The sequence below is a fragment of the Paenibacillus castaneae genome, from assembly GCF_002884445.1.
Taxonomy (GTDB): domain Bacteria; phylum Bacillota; class Bacilli; order Paenibacillales; family Paenibacillaceae; genus Pristimantibacillus; species Pristimantibacillus castaneae.
On record NZ_KZ614144.1, the window covers coordinates 1,547,722 to 1,568,925 of the forward strand.

At 44.7% G+C, this 21,204-nt stretch carries 20 protein-coding genes; 18 read left to right on the plus strand and 2 right to left on the minus strand.

The features are described from left to right. The first annotated feature begins 1 nt into the window (after position 1). The gene (locus tag CEF13_RS06625) at positions 2-607 is read left to right on the plus strand and encodes an SCO family protein (RefSeq protein ID WP_244917053.1); all 606 of its coding nucleotides are present in this window, start codon (positions 2-4) and stop codon (positions 605-607) included. 107 nt (positions 608-714) lie between these two features. On the opposite strand, the gene CEF13_RS06630 is transcribed toward CEF13_RS06625, so the two are convergent. Continuing rightward, a complete protein-coding gene (locus CEF13_RS06630) occupies positions 715-1,086 on the minus strand; it encodes a ribonuclease M5 (protein WP_102709974.1) in 372 nt (123 codons plus the stop codon). 384 nt (positions 1,087-1,470) lie between these two features. Beyond that, the gene (locus tag CEF13_RS06635) at positions 1,471-2,634 is read right to left on the minus strand and encodes an MFS transporter (RefSeq protein ID WP_102709975.1); all 1,164 of its coding nucleotides are present in this window, start codon (positions 2,632-2,634) and stop codon (positions 1,471-1,473) included. 159 nt (positions 2,635-2,793) lie between these two features. Here CEF13_RS06635 and CEF13_RS06640 point away from each other — a divergent pair, with 159 nt between their 5' ends. From CEF13_RS06640 to CEF13_RS06720, 17 genes are all read left to right on the plus strand, one after another. Beyond that, positions 2,794-3,243 (plus strand): hypothetical protein, encoded by a 450-nt coding sequence (locus CEF13_RS06640; RefSeq protein WP_243864715.1) that lies wholly within the window; start codon positions 2,794-2,796, stop codon positions 3,241-3,243. A gap of 4 nt (positions 3,244-3,247) precedes the next feature. After that, positions 3,248-4,402 (plus strand): transglutaminase domain-containing protein, encoded by a 1,155-nt coding sequence (locus CEF13_RS06645; RefSeq protein WP_102709977.1) that lies wholly within the window; start codon positions 3,248-3,250, stop codon positions 4,400-4,402. Between the two features lie 48 nt (positions 4,403-4,450). Next, positions 4,451-6,541 carry a peptidoglycan D,D-transpeptidase FtsI family protein gene (locus CEF13_RS06650; RefSeq protein WP_102709978.1) on the plus strand — a complete coding sequence of 697 codons (2,091 nt, stop codon included), beginning with the start codon at positions 4,451-4,453 and terminating at the stop codon, positions 6,539-6,541. A 224-nt stretch (positions 6,542-6,765) separates the two neighbouring features. Next, entirely contained in the window at positions 6,766-7,722 is a 957-nt protein-coding gene (locus CEF13_RS06655) for a metal ABC transporter solute-binding protein, Zn/Mn family (protein ID WP_102709979.1), read from the plus strand. A gap of 72 nt (positions 7,723-7,794) precedes the next feature. Further along, on the plus strand, positions 7,795-8,562 hold the full coding sequence (locus CEF13_RS06660) for a metal ABC transporter ATP-binding protein (RefSeq protein ID WP_102716248.1): 768 nt from the start codon (positions 7,795-7,797) through the stop codon (positions 8,560-8,562). A gap of 2 nt (positions 8,563-8,564) precedes the next feature. After that, complete coding sequence (locus tag CEF13_RS06665; RefSeq protein WP_208414653.1) at positions 8,565-9,506, plus strand: metal ABC transporter permease; 942 nt, start codon at positions 8,565-8,567, stop codon at positions 9,504-9,506. Beyond that, positions 9,503-10,372, plus strand: a complete 870-nt coding sequence (locus tag CEF13_RS06670; protein ID WP_102709981.1) for a metal ABC transporter permease — start codon at positions 9,503-9,505, stop codon at positions 10,370-10,372. The genes CEF13_RS06665 and CEF13_RS06670 overlap by 4 nt, the downstream gene beginning before the upstream one ends. 204 nt (positions 10,373-10,576) lie before the next feature. Continuing rightward, the gene (locus CEF13_RS06675) at positions 10,577-12,049 is read left to right on the plus strand and encodes an ABC transporter substrate-binding protein (protein WP_102709982.1); all 1,473 of its coding nucleotides are present in this window, start codon (positions 10,577-10,579) and stop codon (positions 12,047-12,049) included. 204 nt (positions 12,050-12,253) lie between these two features. Beyond that, on the plus strand, positions 12,254-13,006 hold the full coding sequence (locus CEF13_RS06680) for a Cof-type HAD-IIB family hydrolase (RefSeq protein ID WP_102709983.1): 753 nt from the start codon (positions 12,254-12,256) through the stop codon (positions 13,004-13,006). Positions 13,007-13,013: 7 nt separating this feature from the next. Then, complete coding sequence (locus tag CEF13_RS06685) at positions 13,014-13,496, plus strand: DUF456 domain-containing protein (RefSeq protein ID WP_102709984.1); 483 nt, start codon at positions 13,014-13,016, stop codon at positions 13,494-13,496. 19 nt (positions 13,497-13,515) lie between these two features. Further along, the gene (locus CEF13_RS06690; protein ID WP_102709985.1) at positions 13,516-14,241 is read left to right on the plus strand and encodes a ThuA domain-containing protein; all 726 of its coding nucleotides are present in this window, start codon (positions 13,516-13,518) and stop codon (positions 14,239-14,241) included. Between the two features lie 20 nt (positions 14,242-14,261). Then, positions 14,262-15,905: a putative polysaccharide biosynthesis protein gene (locus CEF13_RS06695; protein ID WP_102709986.1), complete on the plus strand. Its 1,644-nt coding sequence runs from the start codon at positions 14,262-14,264 to the stop codon at positions 15,903-15,905. A 273-nt stretch (positions 15,906-16,178) separates the two neighbouring features. Beyond that, on the plus strand, positions 16,179-17,021 hold the full coding sequence (locus CEF13_RS06700; protein ID WP_102709987.1) for an ABC transporter ATP-binding protein: 843 nt from the start codon (positions 16,179-16,181) through the stop codon (positions 17,019-17,021). Then, complete coding sequence (locus CEF13_RS06705) at positions 16,951-17,712, plus strand: ABC transporter permease (protein WP_208414654.1); 762 nt, start codon at positions 16,951-16,953, stop codon at positions 17,710-17,712. The genes CEF13_RS06700 and CEF13_RS06705 overlap by 71 nt, the downstream gene beginning before the upstream one ends. 108 nt (positions 17,713-17,820) lie before the next feature. Further along, positions 17,821-18,876 carry an ABC transporter substrate-binding protein gene (locus CEF13_RS06710; protein ID WP_102709988.1) on the plus strand — a complete coding sequence of 352 codons (1,056 nt, stop codon included), beginning with the start codon at positions 17,821-17,823 and terminating at the stop codon, positions 18,874-18,876. Positions 18,877-19,066: 190 nt separating this feature from the next. Beyond that, complete coding sequence (locus CEF13_RS06715) at positions 19,067-19,765, plus strand: response regulator transcription factor (protein ID WP_102709989.1); 699 nt, start codon at positions 19,067-19,069, stop codon at positions 19,763-19,765. Between the two features lie 4 nt (positions 19,766-19,769). Beyond that, positions 19,770-21,137: a HAMP domain-containing sensor histidine kinase gene (locus tag CEF13_RS06720; RefSeq protein WP_243864716.1), complete on the plus strand. Its 1,368-nt coding sequence runs from the start codon at positions 19,770-19,772 to the stop codon at positions 21,135-21,137. Positions 21,138-21,204 lie beyond the last annotated feature (67 nt).

A 21,204-nucleotide genomic window follows, 5' to 3' on the forward strand; every position in this document is an offset into this window, starting at 1 on the left:
AGTGGTATTTCTCAAAAAACATAGCTTTAAGATCGCTGTACTCGCGCTTTGCGCGGCAATGGGCATTTATTTGTTTATAACGTATGGCATGCAGCCGAAGCAGACGCTTCCCATTCTAAAGGCTGCTCCTGATTTTCAGATGACCGATATTAATGGTGAACAGGTATCGCTTAAATCTACGAACGGCAAGGCTCGTATTGTTTATTTCTATTTTGCTAATTGCCCAGACGTCTGTCCGCCAACAACATTCCTGCTGTCGCAAGTACAAGATAAGCTTGCTGATTCGGGGAAACTTGGCACCAAAGCAGAGCTCATCTCCATTACTTTTGATCCTGAGCGTGATACGCCTGAGGTGATCCGTAATTTTGCAAGCCGTCTTGATGCAGATTTCAACGGCTGGCACTTCCTGCGCGGCGATGAAGCAGAAACGAATAAATTAGCCGGTGAATTTGGCGCGCCAGTCATTAAGAATGAAGATGGCACTTTTATGCATATGAACGTTATTACGCTTGTTGATAAAGATGGACAGATTCGTAAATGGATTAACGGCAGTGATGAGAATTTAACGGCAGATCAAATCGTAGATGAATTGAAAAAGCTGTACTAAATAAAAAGCCGATCAGGGTTTCTACTCTGTTCGGCTGTTTTGCTTTTATTGGTCTATTGCTGCCCCAAAAACGAAACACTCGTATGACATAAATCGCTAATCCTCGCTTAAAACTCATCTTTGGTCCATACGGAAAGGGCATTGTCCAAAGGATAAACAATATACTCTTCAAGACCTGCTTTCTCTAATTGCTCGATTAAATATTCAGGCGGCGTGTGCTCGACGCCGGAGTATCCTCTTCGGGTGTAAATATGCTCAGCGTCAGGGAATAAGTCCCGCAGAAGAAAACGTATCCGTTTGCCGGAGGAATCATTATCGGTAAATATGTAGACCTGGCTGCTGCCAATATCTTTGCGCAGTTTGTCGAGCTGTACGGATCCCGGCGTGCCAAACGTACAAAATATAGGCACATCCGGCTCTAGAACACGCTTCAACCGGCTTTTATCATTTTTTCCTTCCACAATAATGGCAATGTCCATCGCAGTCACCTCGCGCAAGCAGAATGGGAATTGATCTGTCCCGCATAAGTGTAGTTTACCACTGAACATCATTTCGAAACAAAAAAACGGCTTGCACGAGGCAAGCCGTTTTTTCTAGAACGATTAGCACATGCAAACACATGCGATGATTACAAGCAAGATAAACAATACAAGAATAATACCAATATTATTATGCCTAAATCCGTCATTGCCGTAACCCTGTCTTACAGCTTCCACATTCGTATTTGCTGACATCTATGGAGTCACCCCTCTTCCTTTTGAAAAAAGCTTAATGACACAAAGCAGCCGACATTGAAGTATGGTCATCTGCCACTAGTTATTGTATGTGCCCGTGTATCATTAGCCCTGTGCGAATACCCAGTTCTAGGTAAAATGGGTGCGGGGAGGAAGAGCGCGAGAAATATGAAGCGGAAGCAGTGAAACGGCTATCATTAAACCAATAAAGGCGATGTAATAGGGCGATATTTGATCGCGCAATTGCCCGGCCGCCATCGGGCCGATAAATGCTCCGACTGAGAAGGCGATCGACAATACGGAAAATGTGCGCCCGTAGCGGGCTCCGCCGCTCAGCTCGATTAATAGTGTAGACAACGCTGGCAGAATAATGCCTTTGGCCATTCCAAGAAACAACAGCATAACGGCGAAAGGAGCAGGTATGTCAGCTGCTATACAAAAGTAGACAAGGGCGAGCGCTAGCGAGCCCCATAATGTTCGAAGATAGGCGGATACGCGATTTAGAAAAAGCATGCTCAGCGTAACAAGAGCGCCAATACTGACAACGGAAAACAATAGTCCTGTTGTAAGCATAGCTTCCTGTGATTTGGCAAGCAGCGGGAGCTCGAAGGAGAGAATTCCCTGTGCGCAGCTGATGGAAATCGGCAGCAAGTACACAAGCCATGGGATTGGCGTTGCTTGCTCAAGCGGCAGTTTCTCTTTCTGAATGGCAGGCAAGGAAGCGGCTTGTGCCTCCACTTTCTTGGCTTTGATGTCTTTAATGAAAAACAAAGCACAAACCGCAGTTACGATCAGTACCCAGCCGAGAAGAGTAAATGCGGTTGCAAAGCCAATTTTGGCGACCAAATAAGCTCCTGCTGCGGGCGATACAACGGATGCAAGCGTATGAACGAGCCCATTTCCGGCCATGAGCTTGCCTTGCTCAGTCCGATCAGTGCTTAATCGGGCCAGCAGCGCAAGACAAGCAGGGGATAGAAAGGCTAGAACAAAGCCGCTGATCGAGCGAAGCAGAAGCAGCTCCCATGGATTTGTGACATGAGACTGGAACAAGAGCACGGCACCCGCAGCAAGAAGACTAAACACGATAAACAGTCGGCTGCCATAGCGATCAACGCCGTAGCCTGCAATGAGATTGCCTGGCAGATGGGTAATGGAGTACATGCCCATCATGAGTCCAATAAAGGAAGGCGCTGCGCCGAGAGAAATGGCAAATGGTGTTAGAATTGGATACTGTGCATGCAAATCAAAAAAAGCGACGAACAGAAATAAATAAAGCCAAACAGCGGTTTTCACAGGCTGCCCTCCTAGCCAATAACATTCTTATATACTTGTACGTCTAGTTGGGACAGGATATGTCTGGATAAAAAGGAAGTGATCGTTTACGCCTTATAATCCGTAGGTTATAATATTTTGTAATGGGTTTTCGTACGAGGTATAATGGAGGGGATCGGATTGGATTTTTTAGATTTTTCAACGTATGATATTGACACATGGACCACATTTTTTAAAGAGCATTGGTTAGTGCTAGTTATTGCCCTCATCGTTCTGTTTCTAATCGTTCGAATTGTGAAGACGGTTGTCAAATGGGCCATTGTTGCTGCTATTGTGCTGGGGCTCGTTATTTACAGCGGCTACAGCATGGATGATCTGAAGGAGATTGGCTCCAAGGTTACAGACTCTATCAAGCAGGAAGCGATTAATGCAATGGCAGGTGGAGCGAAGGATGCTACGTTTGTTACCAATGCAGATGGTACTTTTACGGTGAAAACAAGCAATGTCGAGCTGACTGGAGAGCCGGGAGCCAATGAGGTTGCCGTTTCATTCCGTGGAGCTTCACTCGGGAAATGGGAGCTTGACAGCACGATACAGTCCTTGATCGATCAAGCAAAACAGAACGGGTGATGTTATGACCGAATGGCTTCAATGGTTTAAGCAGCCGGAGCCTGTTGCAATGATTGTTTTATTGCTGTTGCTAGGCTCGCTTTTACAAGGTGTTAAGAGAGGCGCATCAGGTTCTGCGAGGCGTCTTTTCTTTTTTGTATGGCAGGCCGTTGTCCTAGTCGTTTGTTTGATACTCGCTGCAGTGCTTACAAATGCGTTATCTCCCATAACTGCTAAGTGGCTGACCGAGTATGTCAAGCTGCCGCTTCATAATCTGAATGGATTAGAGCAGGCGTGGTTCACATGGCTTACGAGTATGCGTGATTTCGCATTGCTGCGCTACGGCGTGTTATTCCTTCTCAGTTATTTATTGCTGCGTACGTTCGCTTCTTTCATTGAGCCTGTCATCGAGCATGTGGTGGGGCGTATGTTGAGCAGAAGGCATGAGACTGATCTGCGCATGTCAAGCAAAAGAGGAGCAAGTCGAGCGTTAGGTGCTGTAATTGGCGCAGCGCACGGCGCAGGACGTTCATTTGTATTTGTCGCACTGCTGTTTGTGTATGTGTCACTTATGCCTAACGGATGGTATGTCGAGAAAATATCAGACTCCCCGTTGTATAAGGAAGCAGCAACTTGGCTTGCTCCGGTAGCTGGAGATATGCTGGCAGGGCAAGGCCCGGTACTAACGAAAGCAGTGGAAGCTCAGTTTCAACAAATTTTAAAACGCAAGTTTGAAATTATTGATTATGCAGTCCCATCGGAAATTGAGAAGGCTGCGGTTTATGTAACAAAGGATGCGCTAACCGATGAGGAAAAGGCGCGAAAGCTTTATGATTGGTTAGGGACTCGTATCGCTTATGATTGGGACAAAGCTAATAATTATGAACAGCATGGAATATGGAAGGAACAAATGCCGGCCGACACATTTGATTCGCGTAAGGGCGTTTGCATAGATATAGCCCGTTTGTATGCTGTAATGGCGCGTTCAGCTGGACTTCAAGTTCGAGTCGTTACTGGAATGGGCGCAGACGGACGCGGGGGCTTTGGACCTCATGCTTGGAATGAAGTGAAGATTCATGAAGGCGATGATGGATGGATTCCATTAGATGCTACTTGGTCTTCTTCTGGAGATTGGTTTAATCCGCCGCAATTTGAGCGAACACATATAAGCGAGGCATAAAGAATTCAGTCATTTATTTTAATGAAGAAGACTTAGAGGTGATAATAGATGCAGGATGATCCGCAGAAGCGGGAAATTATTAATCGGCGCCATTTCTCTTTTCGATTGAACTTATTTTTCTTTGTCACATTTGCATTATTTAGCGTTTTGATTGTACGGTTAGCTATATTACAGTTTGTGGAAGGTCCCACTCTCAGTGCAGAGGGGGCTAAGAAAGGAACGCGTTTTAACGCGATTCCACCGATCCGCGGCAATATTTACGATTCTACTGGCTATCCGATCGCATATTCCACTTCGACACAATCCTTGTACTTCAGTATCCAGCCTGATATGGGGTTGAATGCAGCGGTGGAGAAATCCAAAGAATTAGCGGTTGAATTGGAAAAGGTTTTCACCAAGTACGGAGATCCTGAGAAAGCAATGACCGTTGAGGATATTATCCGCCAAATGGACTTGGATTTTAGAAGAAATACAATTTCCACTCCGCGCCGTATTAAATCCGGTTTGACGAATAAAGAAATCGCTTATTTCATGGAAAATCGATCCAACTTCAAAGGGATAGATATTATGGAGGAGAGCGTTCGTAATTACGATACCGATTCCATAGCGGTTCAATTGGTTGGATATTTGAAAAAGTATAAAGGTGTTCGCGAGACGGTTGATTTCTATAATGAGAAAACAAAAGAGAAGGACGAAACCCTTAAATACTTAGAGGAAGAAGACGTAGGCATGGACGGTCTGGAGTTTATGTACCAGGATGTGCTGCGCGGCAAAAACGGATTGAAAAGTTATCCGGTTAACAATGCGGAGCGTATCATCGGACCGATGCAAATTACGAATCCGGAGAAGGGCTCGGATCTTTATTTAACAATTAATAAAAATGTACAATTAACAACAGAAACAGCTATTATGGACCAATTGAAAAAAATAACGACATCGACTAATAAATATGAACGGGCTGAATATGCCAAAACAGGCTTTGCTGTTGCAATGGAAGTCGATACGGGAAAAGTTGTAGCGATGGCAAGTATGCCCGATTACGATCCTAATATTTGGTCCGGCGGAAGAATAAGCGCTGAGGATTACGAGAATTTCCAGAACGTCCTGGAGAACGGAACGATTCGAAGCGTTTATGGAAAATATGATACAAAGGCTGAGCGGGATAAGCATCCTTCCTCCATCGTGTTTCTAGGATCAACAATGAAGCCGTTGTCCGTACTTGTCGGATTGAATGAGAAGCTGTTTAATACGAATACTTATTATCCTGATACTGGCGCATTCTCTTTCGGTAAGAAAGGCTATGAACGCATTATCAAAAACTCGCAAGGCCACGTATACGGGAACATTGACGGGGCGGGAGCGATCGAGCATTCCTCCAATCCGTTTATGGCAGCAATGGTCGGCAATAGGCTGTATATGCGTCCCGCGGTTAACGGGAAAAGCGGTGTGGAAATTTGGGACGATTACATGAAGCAGTTCGGACTAGGGGTATTGACGGGAAGCGGTCTGCCTAATGAATCCAAAGGGGTTATTGGGTATTTCTCAGAGGCTGAACGAGGAAGCGCCCAATCAGCACTCATATTCGCCTCATTCGGCCAGCAGGGCCGCTACACGACACTGCAGCTTGCTCAGTATGCTGCTATGCTCGCCAACCGCGGTAGTCGGATGAAGCCGCAATTCGTGAATGAGATTAAAGATTCTGATGGCAATATCGTACAAGGCTATACGCCAGAAGTATTGAATTCAGTTGATTATCCAGTGGAATACTGGAAAGAAATTGAGCTTGGCATGTCAAAGGTAAGCGTACAAGGCTTTGAAGGCGTAGATTATACCTTTAGGCGTAAGACGGGTACTTCCGAGCAGCAGGTTGCGGGCCGAACAGCAGAAAATGCCGTCTTTATCGCATATGCACCGGCAGATCATCCAAAGCTTGCAGTAGCGGTAGTCATACCTGACGGCGGCTTTGGCGCTTACGGTGCAGCACCGATTGCGCGTAAAATTTTCGATGCATACGATCAGGAAATTGGTCTAAACGGCGTTCCGAAGAAGAAGGCAGTTAACGATGAAGCTTCGACTTCAACTGTTGGGGATGAAGATGCAGCAGCTACGAACACTGGAGAAGCAGGAACAAGTCAATAAGCAGCAACAAAGGATAAAAAGGCAGGCTGGAGCATAAGCTCCGGCCTGCCTTTTTTGTGCGTTTACACCGGAAAAAGCCTGTTTTCCCCAAAATAAAAGCCTATTTCAAAATAAAAGTTGCACAAGAGAAACATTTTTGTGTATTATTAAAAAAAAGGCATTAGGTAAACTAATATTCACAAGGGCAAACTATCCAACATAAAAAATAACTAGGAGGTCATACCATGCGTAAAGCGCGAAAAATGAATTCAGCACTTCGAAGATTTATAATAACAATTGTTTTTCTGACGATGACGGCTATCCTTACATCTGCATGCGGTCAGCAAACGACTAACGGACAAGGAAAACTTAATATTACAGCAACAACAGGCATGATTACGGATGTCGTGAAGCAAGTAGGCGGCGAGCATGTGGAAGTAAGCGGATTAATGGGGTCAGGCATTGATCCTCATCTTTATAAAGCATCGCAGGGTGATGTGAAGAAGCTGGACAATGCGGACATTATATTTTATAACGGTCTGCATCTGGAAGGGAAAATGGCAGAAATGTTTGAAGGGCTAGAGAAGCGCAAACCGACGGTTGCCGTATCCTCCTATCTGACAGAAGAGCAGCTGCACGCCGCCCCCGGGCAGGGTGAGGGCATGCATGATCCGCATATCTGGTTTAATGTAAAGCTGTGGATTTCCGCTGCGGAAGTTATTCGCGATACATTAGTTGAGAAGGACCCTTCTCACGAAGAGTCATATCGATCAAATGCCACAGCGTATATCGAGCAGCTTGAAGAGCTGAATACTTATGCGAAGGAACAGATCGCTCTAATTCCGGAAGCAAGCCGCATACTCGTTACGGCGCATGATGCATTTGGCTATTTTGGCGAAGCGTACGGGTTGACTGTTACGGGGTTGCAAGGCATGAATACGATGTCTGAATATGGATCGAAGGATGTAAGCGAGCTGCGTGATTACCTTGTAGATAAAAAGATCAAAGCTGTGTTTATTGAATCCAGCGTTCCCAAAAAATCGATCGAATCTGTAATCGAAGGCGCACGCCAGTTGGGGCATGAGGTGAAAATTGGCGGGGAGCTATACTCCGATGCTATGGGTGACGAAGGTACGTTTGAAGGTACTTATATCGGAATGGTGAGACATAATGTGGACACGATCGTATCTGCCTTGAAATAAATATGAAAAAAGCAATGAAACGGAGTGATAAATATGAGCCAAACAAAAATGACTGCTAAGCATAATGCGAAGATGGCAGCTCCTCTCGCTATTCATGGTTTGAGTGTTGCTTACCAGAAGAAGCCTGTGCTGCGTAATATATCGTTTGAAGTAACAGAAGGCGAATTGGTAGGTGTGATCGGTCCGAATGGAGCCGGAAAATCTACACTCATGAAAGCGACATTAGGTCTAATACCAAGCATAAGCGGCGAGGTGCTCGTGTACGGCAAGGCTTATAAGCAGCAGCGCAAATTAATTGGTTACGTGCCGCAGCGTGAATCCGTTGATTGGGATTTCCCAACGAACGCGCTGGACGTAGTGCTGATGGGCAGATATGGTCACCTAAGCTGGTTTCGCCGGCCTGGTGCGAAGGACAAGGAATTTGCTCTGGAATGTTTGAACAAGGTGGGAATGGCCGATTATGCGAACAGGCAAATAAGCCAATTGTCGGGCGGACAGCAGCAGCGGGTGTTTCTGGCTCGTGCGCTGGCGCAGGATGCTAAGCTGTATTTCATGGATGAGCCGTTTGCAGGAGTGGATGCGGCAACCGAGAAAGCTATCATTACACTGCTGCAAGAACTGAAGCTGCAAGGAAAGACGGTCATTGTCGTCCATCATGATCTAGCGACAGTGCAAGATTATTTCGATTCCGTATTGCTGTTGAATGTGGAGCTGCAGGCTTATGGGCCAACCGCTGAAACCTTTACGCAGGAACAACTGCAGCGCACATATGGAGGCAGACTCGCCTTTCTTGATCGAAGCATACAGCCGCTGTCCATTTCCGAAGGAAAGGGTGAGTAATTATGCAAAATATTTGGTTAATGCTCGCTGATCCGAATATGCAGTGGATCTTTCTCGGCTGTACCTTGCTGGGTCTTAGCAGCGGAGTTATCGGATGCTTCTCCTATCTTCGGAAACAAAGCTTGATGGGCGATACGCTCGCTCATGCAGCATTGCCGGGAATATGTATCGCCTTTATGCTTACGGGAATCAAATCGATTGGACTTTTTCTAATTGGTGCAGGCGCAGCTGGTCTTATTGCAACGTTCGGTATTGGATATATTACGAGAAATTCAAAGCTGAAGCAGGATGCTGCGATGGGAATCGTATTGTCGGGATTTTTTGGATTTGGAATCGTGTTGCTTACTTTGATCCAGCATGGAAGCTATGGCAATCAGGCGGGACTGGACAAATTTCTATTCGGCCAGGCCGCTTCGATGATTGCTTCGGACGTGATAACGATGACAAGCGTATGTGTTCTGTTAATTACCGTATGCACACTGCTGTTTAAACAATTCAAGCTCATTTCCTTTGATCCAGGCTTTGCAAGGGGAATCGGCTATCCTGTTGCTTTTCTTGAACAATTGCTAATGCTCTTAATCGTAGTCGCAGTCGTGGCCGGCATTCAAGCCGTTGGTGTTGTGCTCGTTGCAGCGCTGCTGATCACACCAGCCGTATCTGCTAGATATTGGACAGATCGATTGGGCTTAATGGTTGTTCTGTCAGGTGTCTTCGGCGCAGCAAGCGGAGCTGTCGGCACGTGGATCAGCGCCTCTGTATCTAATTTGCCGACTGGTCCGGTTACGGTTCTAGCTGCGACACTGCTTTTCTTTATTTCTATTCTATTTGGCCCACAGCGCGGCTTAGTCGCCAAACAATTGATGCGCAACCGTGTGAAGCAGCGCTTCAACCGAGAAAGCGAGTCCCTTGCAAAGAACAGCTTGAAGAAGGAGGCGGCCTTATGAGCGACTTTTGGATACTGCTTACAGGCGCGCTAGTAGCTAGCTGCTGCGGCATTTTAGGTGTATTTTTGGTACTGCGCAAAATGGCGATGATAGGCGATGCAATCAGCCATTCTGTTATGCCTGGCATCGTTGTTGCCTTTCTGCTAAGCGGATCAAGGGATTCGCTGCTAATGATGTTCGCAGCACTGCTTTGCGGCTTGCTGACCACCTTCCTTATTCAAATGTTTCAAAATAGCGGAATTCAATCCGATGCATCAATTGGCGTAGTATTTACCGCGTTATTTGCTATTGGCGTTGTGCTTGTAAGCTTGTATGCGCGGCAGGTGCACCTCGATCAGGATGCGATATTGTACGGTGAAATTGCCTATGTCCATTGGAATATATGGGAGCTTGGCGGCGTGAGCATGGGGCCGAAAGCGATATGGCTGCTTGGTTTCACACTGTTCGTTATTGCAGCGGTTATTGGATTATTTTATAAACAGTTCAAGCTTTGTGCTTTCGATCCCGCGCTCGCTGCTGCAATCGGCATTCCTGTCGTCTTCTTTCACTACCTGCTGATGGGTCTTGTCTCCATGGCGACAGTTAGCTCTTTCGAGAGTGTCGGCGCCATTCTAGTTGTCGGGCTGCTTATTATACCTGCATCGACTGCTTATTTGCTGACAGATCGCCTCGGTGTCATGATCGGATTAAGCGTTGGGGCAGGAGTAGCGAGTACGTTCCTAGGTTATGGAGCTGCAGTTCTGCTGGATGCTTCGATCGCAGGCTGCATGGTTTGCGCGGCTTCCCTATTATTTATTGCCGCCTTTCTATTCTCTCCGTCACATGGAGTCATCGTGAAGAAACTGCGTCTGAGACAGCTGACTTAATAGCACGTCTACAAACAGATAAGATGTCGAGTTAATTTCAAATCTTGAAATTAACTCTTTATTTTTTTATAAACAGCCAAATTCGCCGCTAATGGTTCATATCCATTTGCCAATAATCGAACAATAATTGCAACCTTTATCCAATTTCGCTCGTAATATATATGGGACATATGAGAGATATTGGAAAGGGAGAGGGAATTACATATGAAAGCTTGGAGTAAATTCGTTATACCTGTAGCATTATTTGCGCTTGTTTTATCTGGCTGCAGCTTTGGGGGAGGCAAAAAAGACCTCGATAAGAATCAGGAATCAACACTAAGAGTCATGTATTATGATGAAGGCTCATTCTTCCAGGAGTATGGCATGGTCTTCTCTGCTTTATACCCAAACATTGATATTGAGGTAATAAATAACCGGTCTATGTATACGGAAGAAACGAAAGACTATGACGCGGCATTAGTTAAGTTTATGGAAGAAAAGAAACCTGATATTGTCATGCTAAGCTCAGACCAATACAAAAAATTGGCTATGGACGGGAAGCTGTATGAGCTGGACAGTGTAATTGAGAAAGAAAAATATGACACTGAAGGACTTGTTCCCGGCATGCTTGATTATTTAAGGGAACAGGGCGGCGGCAAAATATTTGGATTCTCTCCGAGTTTCTACAGCCAGGTTCTTTTTTACAATAAAGATATTTTCGATGAATACAAAATTGAATACCCTACAGATCGTATGAGCTGGAATGAGGTTATTCAGCTAGCTCGCCGATTCCCAACGGAGGGTGAGCCTAAAGAAAGAATATATGGTCTGAAAATGGGCTATAACGAGGATTTATTCGATATTGCCAGCACGTTTGCTTCTTCAGAAGGCGTAAGCTATGTAAATGCTTCCCAGAAGAAAATGACGATTAATTCGGATTCGTGGAGGAATGCATTCCAGAACGCGTTAGACGCTATTAATTCGAAAGCTCTCTTCTTCGAAAGCAGCATGTACAGTGAAGATGGCAATATGGCGATGGGAAGCACTTATGAGGATTATTTATTGAGGGATCCATTCGTTTCTGGTCGTCTGGCTATGGCAATAGGCGATAATTATTATATTAACCAAATTAAACAAGCATTAGAGAATGAGAAAATCAAAGATCAAGTCGTAAAAAATTGGGATTTGGTTACAGTACCGGTCGGTCAGCAAAATCCTGACCAAAGTACAATGATGGGTTTCAATAACCTCTTCTCTATTAGTGCAGACTCGCCAAACAAAGAAGCGGCTTGGCAATTTCTAAGCTATATAACGAGCGACGAATTCTCAAGAGTGAAGTCCAAATCTAATAATTATAACGGTATGCCGATTCGCACCAAATATATTAAAGACGAGGAAGGGCATAATTATGCTGCCTTTTATAATTTGAAGCCAAGTACGTTTAACAGCTATAAAGATTTTGAGAAGCTGCCGGAAAACTTCTGGATGGAGTTTAGAACAGCAACATCGGAAGAATTGCAGAAGGTCAAAGATAATACACAATCAATTGATGAGGCTCTCGACATTTTGCAAATTAGAGGACAGGAAATGCTGGAGAAGGAATCCCCAGCTGCCCCAGGTGGAGCGGAGCCTGCAAATGAAGTCAATTCTGATTCTGCAGGAGAGTCAGATTCTGTATCTGTCGAAGTGGCTCGGTAAGCTTGTGACGAATTGAATCTCACCAACAAAGAAAGCATGCTTCGCAGTTCTTGCGACGGCATGCTTTTTCTGATCGTAGAGGTTTAAAATGGGATTAACGATGTTTACATATACTTTCGTTTGGAATCTGGCGTAAATGTGCTAAAATAATTTACTAGTTGGGTTCAAGTTTGAAATGGTTTTTACGAGGAGGCACAGACACTAGTGGGAGACTACAAATTACTTGCGCTTGATATGGATGGTACACTATTGAATGACACGAGTGAAATTAGCTCCGGAAATGCTGAATGGATTCAAAAAGCGCTGGATGCTGGCGTAATTGTGAGCTTCTCAACCGGACGCGGCTTTCGCAGCGCGCTGCCGTATGCGGAGCAGCTAAATCTGCAAACGCCGATGATAACGGTAAACGGCAGCGAAATTTGGCATCGGCCACATGTCCTCCATAAACGGACATTGCTTAGCCCTGTTTATGTGAAGCGTCTGCATGAGCTTGCGCTTGAGCATGGTGAGCCTTGGTTTTGGGCGTATACCGCAGATGAAATTTATAACAAAGAGAAATGGATTAGTCCTGCTGGCGATTATGAATCACATCATTGGCTGAAATTTGGCTATTACACTGAGGATGATATCATTAGGAAGAAGCTGCTGGATGAGGTTCAGAGCTGGGGAGCGCTGGAGATTACAAACTCCTCGCCATTTAACCTTGAGCTCAATCCGCTTGGCATATCCAAAGCGAGCGCTATTCAAGAGCTATGCGGCTTGCTGAACATTGAGATGTCTCAGGTTATCGCTGTCGGTGACAGCCTGAATGATATTGCCGCAATTCGCGAGTCAGGCCTTGGTGTGGCAATGGGCAATGCGCAGCAAGAGGTGAAGGAAGCGGCCGATTATATTACGCTTTCCAACAATGAGGATGGAGTCGCTGATGTGATTAAACGGTATATATTGAAAGGATGATGAACGAATGGATATACTAGGCTGGACGCTGGTTATTCTATTGTTCGCAGTGGGCATGGCAGGAGCTATTTATCCAATCCTGCCTGGCGCGCTCGCTATTTATGGCGCATTTTTTGTGTATGGTTTATTTTTTTCATTCAGTGAATTTGGTGTTTGGTTCTGGATTATTCAGACCCTGATTGTTATTGTATTGTTTATAGCGGATTACGCAGTCAGCGCCTGGGGGGTCAAACGCTTCGGCGGCTCCAGGGCGTCGGTAATTGGCAGTACGATTGGCCTTATTCTAGGTCCTTTCGTCATCCCGGCATTTGGTCTAATCATTGGTCCTTTTCTCGGTGCAGTAATAGGTGAGCTTATTATTAAAACGAGCTGGGAGAAATCGCTTAAGGTTGGTGTAGGCTCCGTTGTTGGTTTATTTTCAAGCGTAGTAGTGAAGATCATTCTTCAACTGCTTATGATTGTATTGTTTATTTTATGGCTTGTATATTAATTGAAGGGTGGAATTTGAAATGATTAAAGTAACGGTATGGAACGAGTTTTTGCACGAGAAGCTTCATGATGAGGTGAAAGAGGTATATCCGGACGGTATACATCATGCGCTTGCCAAAGGCTTGGTAGGGGATGATATCGAAGTGGCAACTGCGACGCTGGAGGAGCCTGAGCATGGTTTAACTGAAGAGCGCCTTGCGAATACAGATGTTCTCATTTGGTGGGGACATATGGGACATGATCAGGTCGAGGACAGCATCGTTGAACGCGTTCAGCAGCGAGTGTTGAACGGAATGGGCTTAATTGTTCTGCATTCCGGCCACTTCTCGAAAATTTTCAAGAAATTGATGGGAACAGGCTGCGATCTTAAGTGGCGCGAAGCTGGCGAGAAGGAGCGTATCTGGGTTGTTAATCCAGCGCATCCGATTGCAGCTGGCTTGCCAGAATATATTACGATTGAGCATGAGGAAATGTATGGCGAGCACTTTGATATTCCAGCACCTGACGAGCTTATATTCGTGAGCTGGTTTGAAGGCGGCGAAGTGTTCCGCAGCGGCTGTACGTTTAACCGCGGACAAGGCAAAATATTTTATTTCCGTCCAGGGCACGAAACTTACCCTACTTACTATAATCCGCAAGTATTGCAGGTTATTCAAAACGGCATACGCTGGGCAGCGCCGTCGAATGCAGCAGCACCTGTCAGAGGCAACCACCAACCCTTGGAGCCAATCGGAAATAAAGAATAGGGAGACTTTAAGACGCAATTATGTTGAAAAAAGACTCATTAATTAAGGGCACGCTAATATTAGCGGCCGCAGCGTTTACAGCTCGCTTTCTTGGGCTGTTCCAGCGCATACCGCTCGATTATTTGCTTGGTTCTGCCGGGCAGTCTGCCTTTAATACAGCCAATCAAGTATATTTGCTCTTGCTCACGGTCGCTACGGGAGGTATTCCAATCTCCATAAGCAAAATGATTTCAGAGCGCTATGCGATTGGCAGACCTGATGAAGCAAAACGTATATATAAGGCGGCCTTAATGTTCGGGGCTATTACCGGATTCATTCTAGCTATTGCTATGATAACGTTGGCACCGACCTATGAGAGGATAACGAAGGTTCCTTATACCGCATTATCCTTGCAGGCGATTGCACCCGCATTGCTTTTGTTTCCCATTATCGCGATGATGCGCGGTTATTTCCAAGGCAGACAGATTATGGCTGCGGGCGGCATTTCGCAAATTATTGAACAGATTTTACGGGTTATCGGCGGAATTGGACTGGCACTTCTCGTACTTGGCTGGGGCTGGGGTGATGACAAGGGTGCGGCGGCAATAGCCTTCGGCAGTGTGTTCGGAAGCCTTGGCGCCATCTCGGTTATGCTCACCTTTGCTCGCAAGCTCAAAAAGCAAGATAAAGAAGAGCTGGAAAGTGCGGTTCAAAAAGGGACAAGCTCAGCTGTGAAGGCGGGACCTGTCCTGCGCTATCGCACTATTTACAGGGAAATATTCAGTATGTCTATTCCCGCCGTCGTTACGGCGATGACGGTTCAATTTGTTTATTTCTTCGATACTTCTCTATTTATGCGTCTTACGCAATCATATTATAGCGAAGAAAAGGCATTGGATGTGCTTGCGAATTATTCTACAAAAGCAATGGCGCTTGCTGGCATACCGCCAATTCTGGCGATTGCGCTCGGCGCTTCCATGATTCCGATCATATCATCTGCTTTTTCATTGAATAAGCTGGATGAAGTTCGGCGTCAAGCCTCGCTAGTTATGCGTATTGTATGCTTTACCGGGGTACCTGTCGCATTGCTGCTGACTGTTGCGGCTAACTCTATAACAGGGTTTTTATTTACGAGTCCTAGCGGCAGCAGTACGGTTGCACTCCTTGTAGCAGGTACGATCTTTCAAATTACAATGATGACGACAAACTCTGTTTTGTTCGGAATCGGGAAACCTAATCTGCCGATGTTTCACACCTTTATCGGCTTCGGCTTGAAGGTGCTGTGCAGTATTGCGCTGACTCCATGGCTAGGTGTATACGGTCTTATTCTAGGCTCATCTGCTTGCTTTATTGTCATCACATTATTGAATGTAAGAAGAATTAACAAAGAGGTCAAGCTGAATGTGCTTGGCAGCAAATGGATACCGTATATCATTGCGATTGCAGTGCCTGCTTTAGCTGGCTGGGGTGCAGAGTATGGAATGCTTGCCTTAACAAGCAAATGGGCTGCGAAGCTTTCGTATCTCGCATCAGGAACGGTTACAGGTATTGTAATCGGAGGATTGTATGTTATTTTGCTGGCAGCGCTTCGAGTCATTACACCGGAGGATGTGAAGTCATTCCCGGCTCCTCTTCGCAAAGGATTAACATTGCTTCTTAAACCGTTTTATAGAAGGGCGCATTAATTCGCGTCGTATGAACAAATAATAAGGGCGCATCCAATCATATGGAATGCGTCCTTTTTGTTGAGCTTCTTTATAAAATTCCGCTTCTTTTTTCTTTATATTTTGCAAAAAATATTTTAATTTTCTATAAAATAATTGGAATAAGCTGCAATTGATAGGTTGACAATTCGAATTATTCCGATAAAAATAGAATGTATGTGTTTTTATAATAATTGGCGATGAAATTCGCTTTATTTTGCAATAGACAATGAACAAGAATGGGAGGCAACCGAGATGATCAACGTGGATAATGTCAATAAAATATTTACTCAACGAGATGGGAACACCTTTCAAGCATTGGACAACGTAGACTTTTCGATTAAAAAAGGAGAATTCGTTTCTTTGCTTGGTCCTTCCGGCTGCGGTAAATCAACCGTACTTAATCTTATTGCAGGTTTTGATAAAAGCTATGAAGGTCATATCAAGGTTAATGGCGCTGAGGTGAAGGAGCCGGGACCCGATCGGGTCGTCGTATTTCAGGAGCATGGCCTGTTCCCTTGGCTGACGGTGCTGGAGAATGTGGCATTCGGCTTGAAACAGAAAGGAATAGGGAAGAAGGAAAGATTGGAGCTTGCTCGCGAACAAATCCGTACGGTGCATTTAAGCAAATTCGCAGACCGTTATCCGCATGAGCTCTCGGGAGGCATGAAGCAGCGTGCAGCAATTGCCCGCGCGCTTGTGATGGACCCGCAAATCTTGCTAATGGATGAGCCGTTTGCTGCGCTTGATGAGCAAACGAGATTAGTGCTTCATCAAGAACTTGAGGACATATGGTTAAAAACAGGCAAGACAATATTGTTCATTACTCATAATATTAGAGAAGCTGTCATGCTTTCTGATCGCGTATTAGTTATGTCCACACGTCCAGGCACGATCAAGAAGGAGTTCAACGTGCAGGCTGCAAGACCGAGAGACAGCGCAGATTCCCTGCTGCATCATGTAGAGAAGGCCATTATGGAATGCCTAGCCGATGAGCTGGAGAAAGTCGTAAAGGAGGAGATGGGCGATGACACCTACAGTCTTAAGAAGAACAGTGTTTTTGATCGTACTTTTGGTGGCATGGGAGGCGGCATATAGAATCATTGGCTGGGAGAGCTGGAAGTTTCCGTCTCTGTTTCAGACGATTGAATCCTTCTATACAGGCTTTGCCCATGGGCAGCTTCTTGAGGCGATCATGAATTCCCTCAGAAGACTGTTAATTGCTTTCGCGATATCTATATCAGTAGGCATGCTGCTCGGTTTCATGTTCGCCAAGTGGAAAGCAATCGACGATACAATCGGGTTTGTTGTAATCGCTCTCCAGACGGTACCCAGTATCGCTTGGCTGCCATTCGCCATTATTTGGTTCGGGTTTAATGACAAATCTGTTATATTCATTACGGCATTAGGAGCAACCTGGACAATGGCTATTGCTACCCGTACAGGAATCAAGAACATATCCCCTATTTATATACGTGCAGCGCAAACGCTGGGCACCGGCAACGGCTGGAAAATGTTTATGCAAATTCTCATTCCGGGGTCATTCCCTCATTTAATAACAGGCGTTAGGGTGGCATGGGCTTTCGCTTGGCGCGCTCTAGTAGCGGGAGAATTAATTGCTAACGGAGCGGGGCTTGGCCAGCTGCTGCAGGATGGCCGCGGACTTGGCGATACGGCATTAATGCTGAATGTTGTTATCATTATTGCTGTGCTTGGGACAATCTCAGACCACTTCTGTTTCAAGAAGCTTGAGGATAAGCTGCTTATTCGGTACGGCTTGGATAAATAAAACAATTAAAATTTCGATTGACAAAAATTATTAATCCGATAGAATTAGTAGGAGTAAAACAGAAGAGAGCAAGAGATAGATATATATAAAGGGGTAGGAGAGATGAAGATGAAAAAATCATGGAGTCTAATTGTTGCGTTAGTATTTGTATTGGTATTATCGGCATGCGGCGGTAATAACACGACTGCAGATAAAGGAGCAGCATCAGACAACGGCGGTAAAAAGAATGCAGTTACCGTTAAGCTTGGCATATTCAAAAACGTAACTCATGCAGCTGGTTATGTTGCATTGGAAAAGGAATATTTCCAAAAACAGCTTGGCGATAATGTGAAAATAGAAGTTCAAGCTTTCGATAATGGTTCTGATTTCTCTACTGCGATTGCAACGGGTCAAATTGATCTTGGCTACGTTGGTCCTGGACCGTCTACAAATCAATTTCTGAAAAGCAAAAACTTTAGAGTTATTTCCGGTGCGGATAACGGAGGCGCTGTTCTAGTAGCAGGCAAGGACTCAGGCGTAACGACTGTAAAGGATCTGGTTGGCAAAACGATCGCTATACCAACCAAAGGCAGTACGAATGAAATTTCGCTCAGACTGCTTCTGGAGCAGGAAGGCGTCAAAGTAACGACAGACAGCTCAGGCGCCCAAATCGTGGCTCGTGCTCCTTCTGACACGCTTGTAGCACTGCGTCAGAACGAAGTGCATGCAACGCTTATTCCTGAACCGTGGGGAACGCAAATTGAGAAAGAAGGAATTGGTAAAGTTATCGTTCCTTGGGATCAAATACCGCCGAATAATGGCGACTACCCGCTCGTCATACTCGTGGCTAGCGATAAATTTATTAAAGATCACAGAGATTTGGCGAAAGCGGCTATCAAAGCGAACAGCGAAGCGATTGAATTTATTAATGCTAATCCAGATGAGGCTTACGAGCTCATCAACAAGCGTCTGAGCGAGCTTAGCGGCAAGGGACTTGAGATTGATTCCATCAAAGCAGCCCTTTCCCATATGAGACTGACTTCTGATGTAAGCCAAGCTGCTATCGAAGAGATGGCGATAGTTTCAATTGAAGCGGGTTATATTAAAGATGTAACTGTTGATAAGCTTGATCTCAGTGCGTTTCTTGACCTATCGCTGCTTGATGAAGTAAAAAGCGGCAAGTAGGGCTCAATAGCATCATCATGAAGGATTGTTCCTATTGCGGCATTTGCGGCCATAGGGACAATCCTTTTTACTCCTTATGGATAAATTTCCAAATAACAAGTTTCATGCTATATTCATTAATAGAAAGACGAGGTTCATACTAGCTTCGTCTTTTTTTATGCATAGGATAAATGCTTGGAGGGTTACATAGATGACTAGAGAAACGATTCTGATGGTTGATGATGAGAAGGAAATATTGAAGCTGATGGACATTTATTTCAAGAATGAAGGCTACACCATGCTTAAGGCAGCTAACGGCTTAGAAGCATTGGAGCTGCTGGAGCAGCATAAGGTAGATCTCATTATTCTGGATGTGATGATGCCGCTGATGGATGGGCTTGAAGCATGCATGAAAATTCGCGAGAAGAACCATATTCCGATTATTATGCTTTCAGCAAAAACACAGGATATTGATAAAATATCAGGTCTTAGCATCGGAGCAGATGAATATGTAACAAAGCCGTTTAGTCCTTTGGTGCTGCTTGCCAGTGTGAAATCACATATTCGAAGATATAAGCAATTTAATCATCAGTCGGTAACAAATGATAATGAAATCACAATAGACGATCTTATAATCAATACAGCGACGCATACCGTAACTGTGGATCAGCAGCCAGTTAAGCTGACTCCTCGGGAATTCGCGATTCTGAAGCTTCTCGCTGTTAACAAGGGTATTGTTCTTAGCATGGATAAAATCTATGAGACGGCATGGAATGAACCTTTTATGGAATCCAAAAATACAGTCATGGTTCATATTCGGAAAATTCGCGAAAAAATAGAAAAGGATACTCAAAATCCGAAATTTATCAAAACGGTATGGGGCATCGGCTACAAGATGGAGGATATTTAAGCCTATGCTTATCCATTCAAGTAAATATAAAATTTGGCTATCCAGCCTTATATGGACCGTAATCGTTGCTGTTATTGGGCGCCTGCTTATTGCTTTTATGATCCATATCCCTCCTTATGACAAGCCTCTGCGCTGGATCGTTGAGCATATTGGCTCTATTCCCATTATGATAGTCACAGGCATCCTCATTTTCATCATCATTCATAAGGGGCTGCATACGCATTACCTTCAATCCATATTAGGTGCTGCTGTAGGCAAGCCGAACGTGAGCCGAATAAGAAGATATAAATGGTTTCGCACGATCCGCTTTACGTTTATGCTTGCATTCCTGAATAGTCTGGCACTTATGATCTGCTTTGTAATAGCAGGTCATTTGCTTGCTTATATTCTCATGCAATATACACCCTTCGGCAGTACGCTTGTCTGGATTGTTAATCACATTGGTTCAACACCTGTCATAGCCGCTTTTGGCTGCCTGTTGTTTTTATTTTTGTTTTTTTGGACGAGCAAAAACATGATTTCTTACTTGAATGAAATTCGATTTGGGCTGCAGCAGATGGCTGAAGGCAAGCTCGATTATGAAATACCAATCGTATCTGCCGACGAGCTTAGCGAGATTGCAAGCAGCATTAATGTAATGAGCAAGCAATTCAATCAGCTTCTTCAAGAAGAAAGAAATGCAGAAAAAGCGAAAAATGATTTAATAACCGGTGTATCACATGATCTACGAACACCTCTGACATCCATATTAGGTTTTTTGGAGCTGATTGAGCAGGATCGTTATCAGGATGAAGTAGAGCTTCGCTATTTTGTAAACATCGCCTATGAGAAATCGAAACATTTGAAATCATTGATTGACGATTTATTTGAATATACAAAGCTTAACAACGGCATGCCGCTCGCATTAGCCAAGCTCGATATGATTGGTTTTATTCGGCAGCTTGCCGAAGAATTTGTTCCGAGCTTGGAGAAGGCCGAAATGGGTTGTGAAATTATTACAGAGGAAACCTCCATATCGATTATGGCTGATGGCGATCTTCTGGTCCGGGCATTTGATAACCTCGTTTCCAATGCAATTCGATACGGGCATACCGGCAGGCAGATTGAAATCCGCATAATAAGATCAGATAAAGAAGCTCTTATTCAAATTGTTAATTTTGGAGAACCAATACCTGCTCAGGATGTTCCGTTTATTTTTGATCGTTTTTATCGGGTTGATCAATCGAGATCGGCTGAATCCGGAGGGACCGGTCTTGGTCTTGCCATTACAAAAAGCATCATCGAAGCTCATGGCGGTACCATTTCGGTAAGCAGCAGTTCGAAGGAAACGATCTTCGAAAGCAGATTTCCGCTGACCTATCCTAAAAATTAAGAATTAATTAAGTTTTCGTTAAAGGGCAATATGCGTGAACGATAAGATTCTTCCTCTACACTAGCCA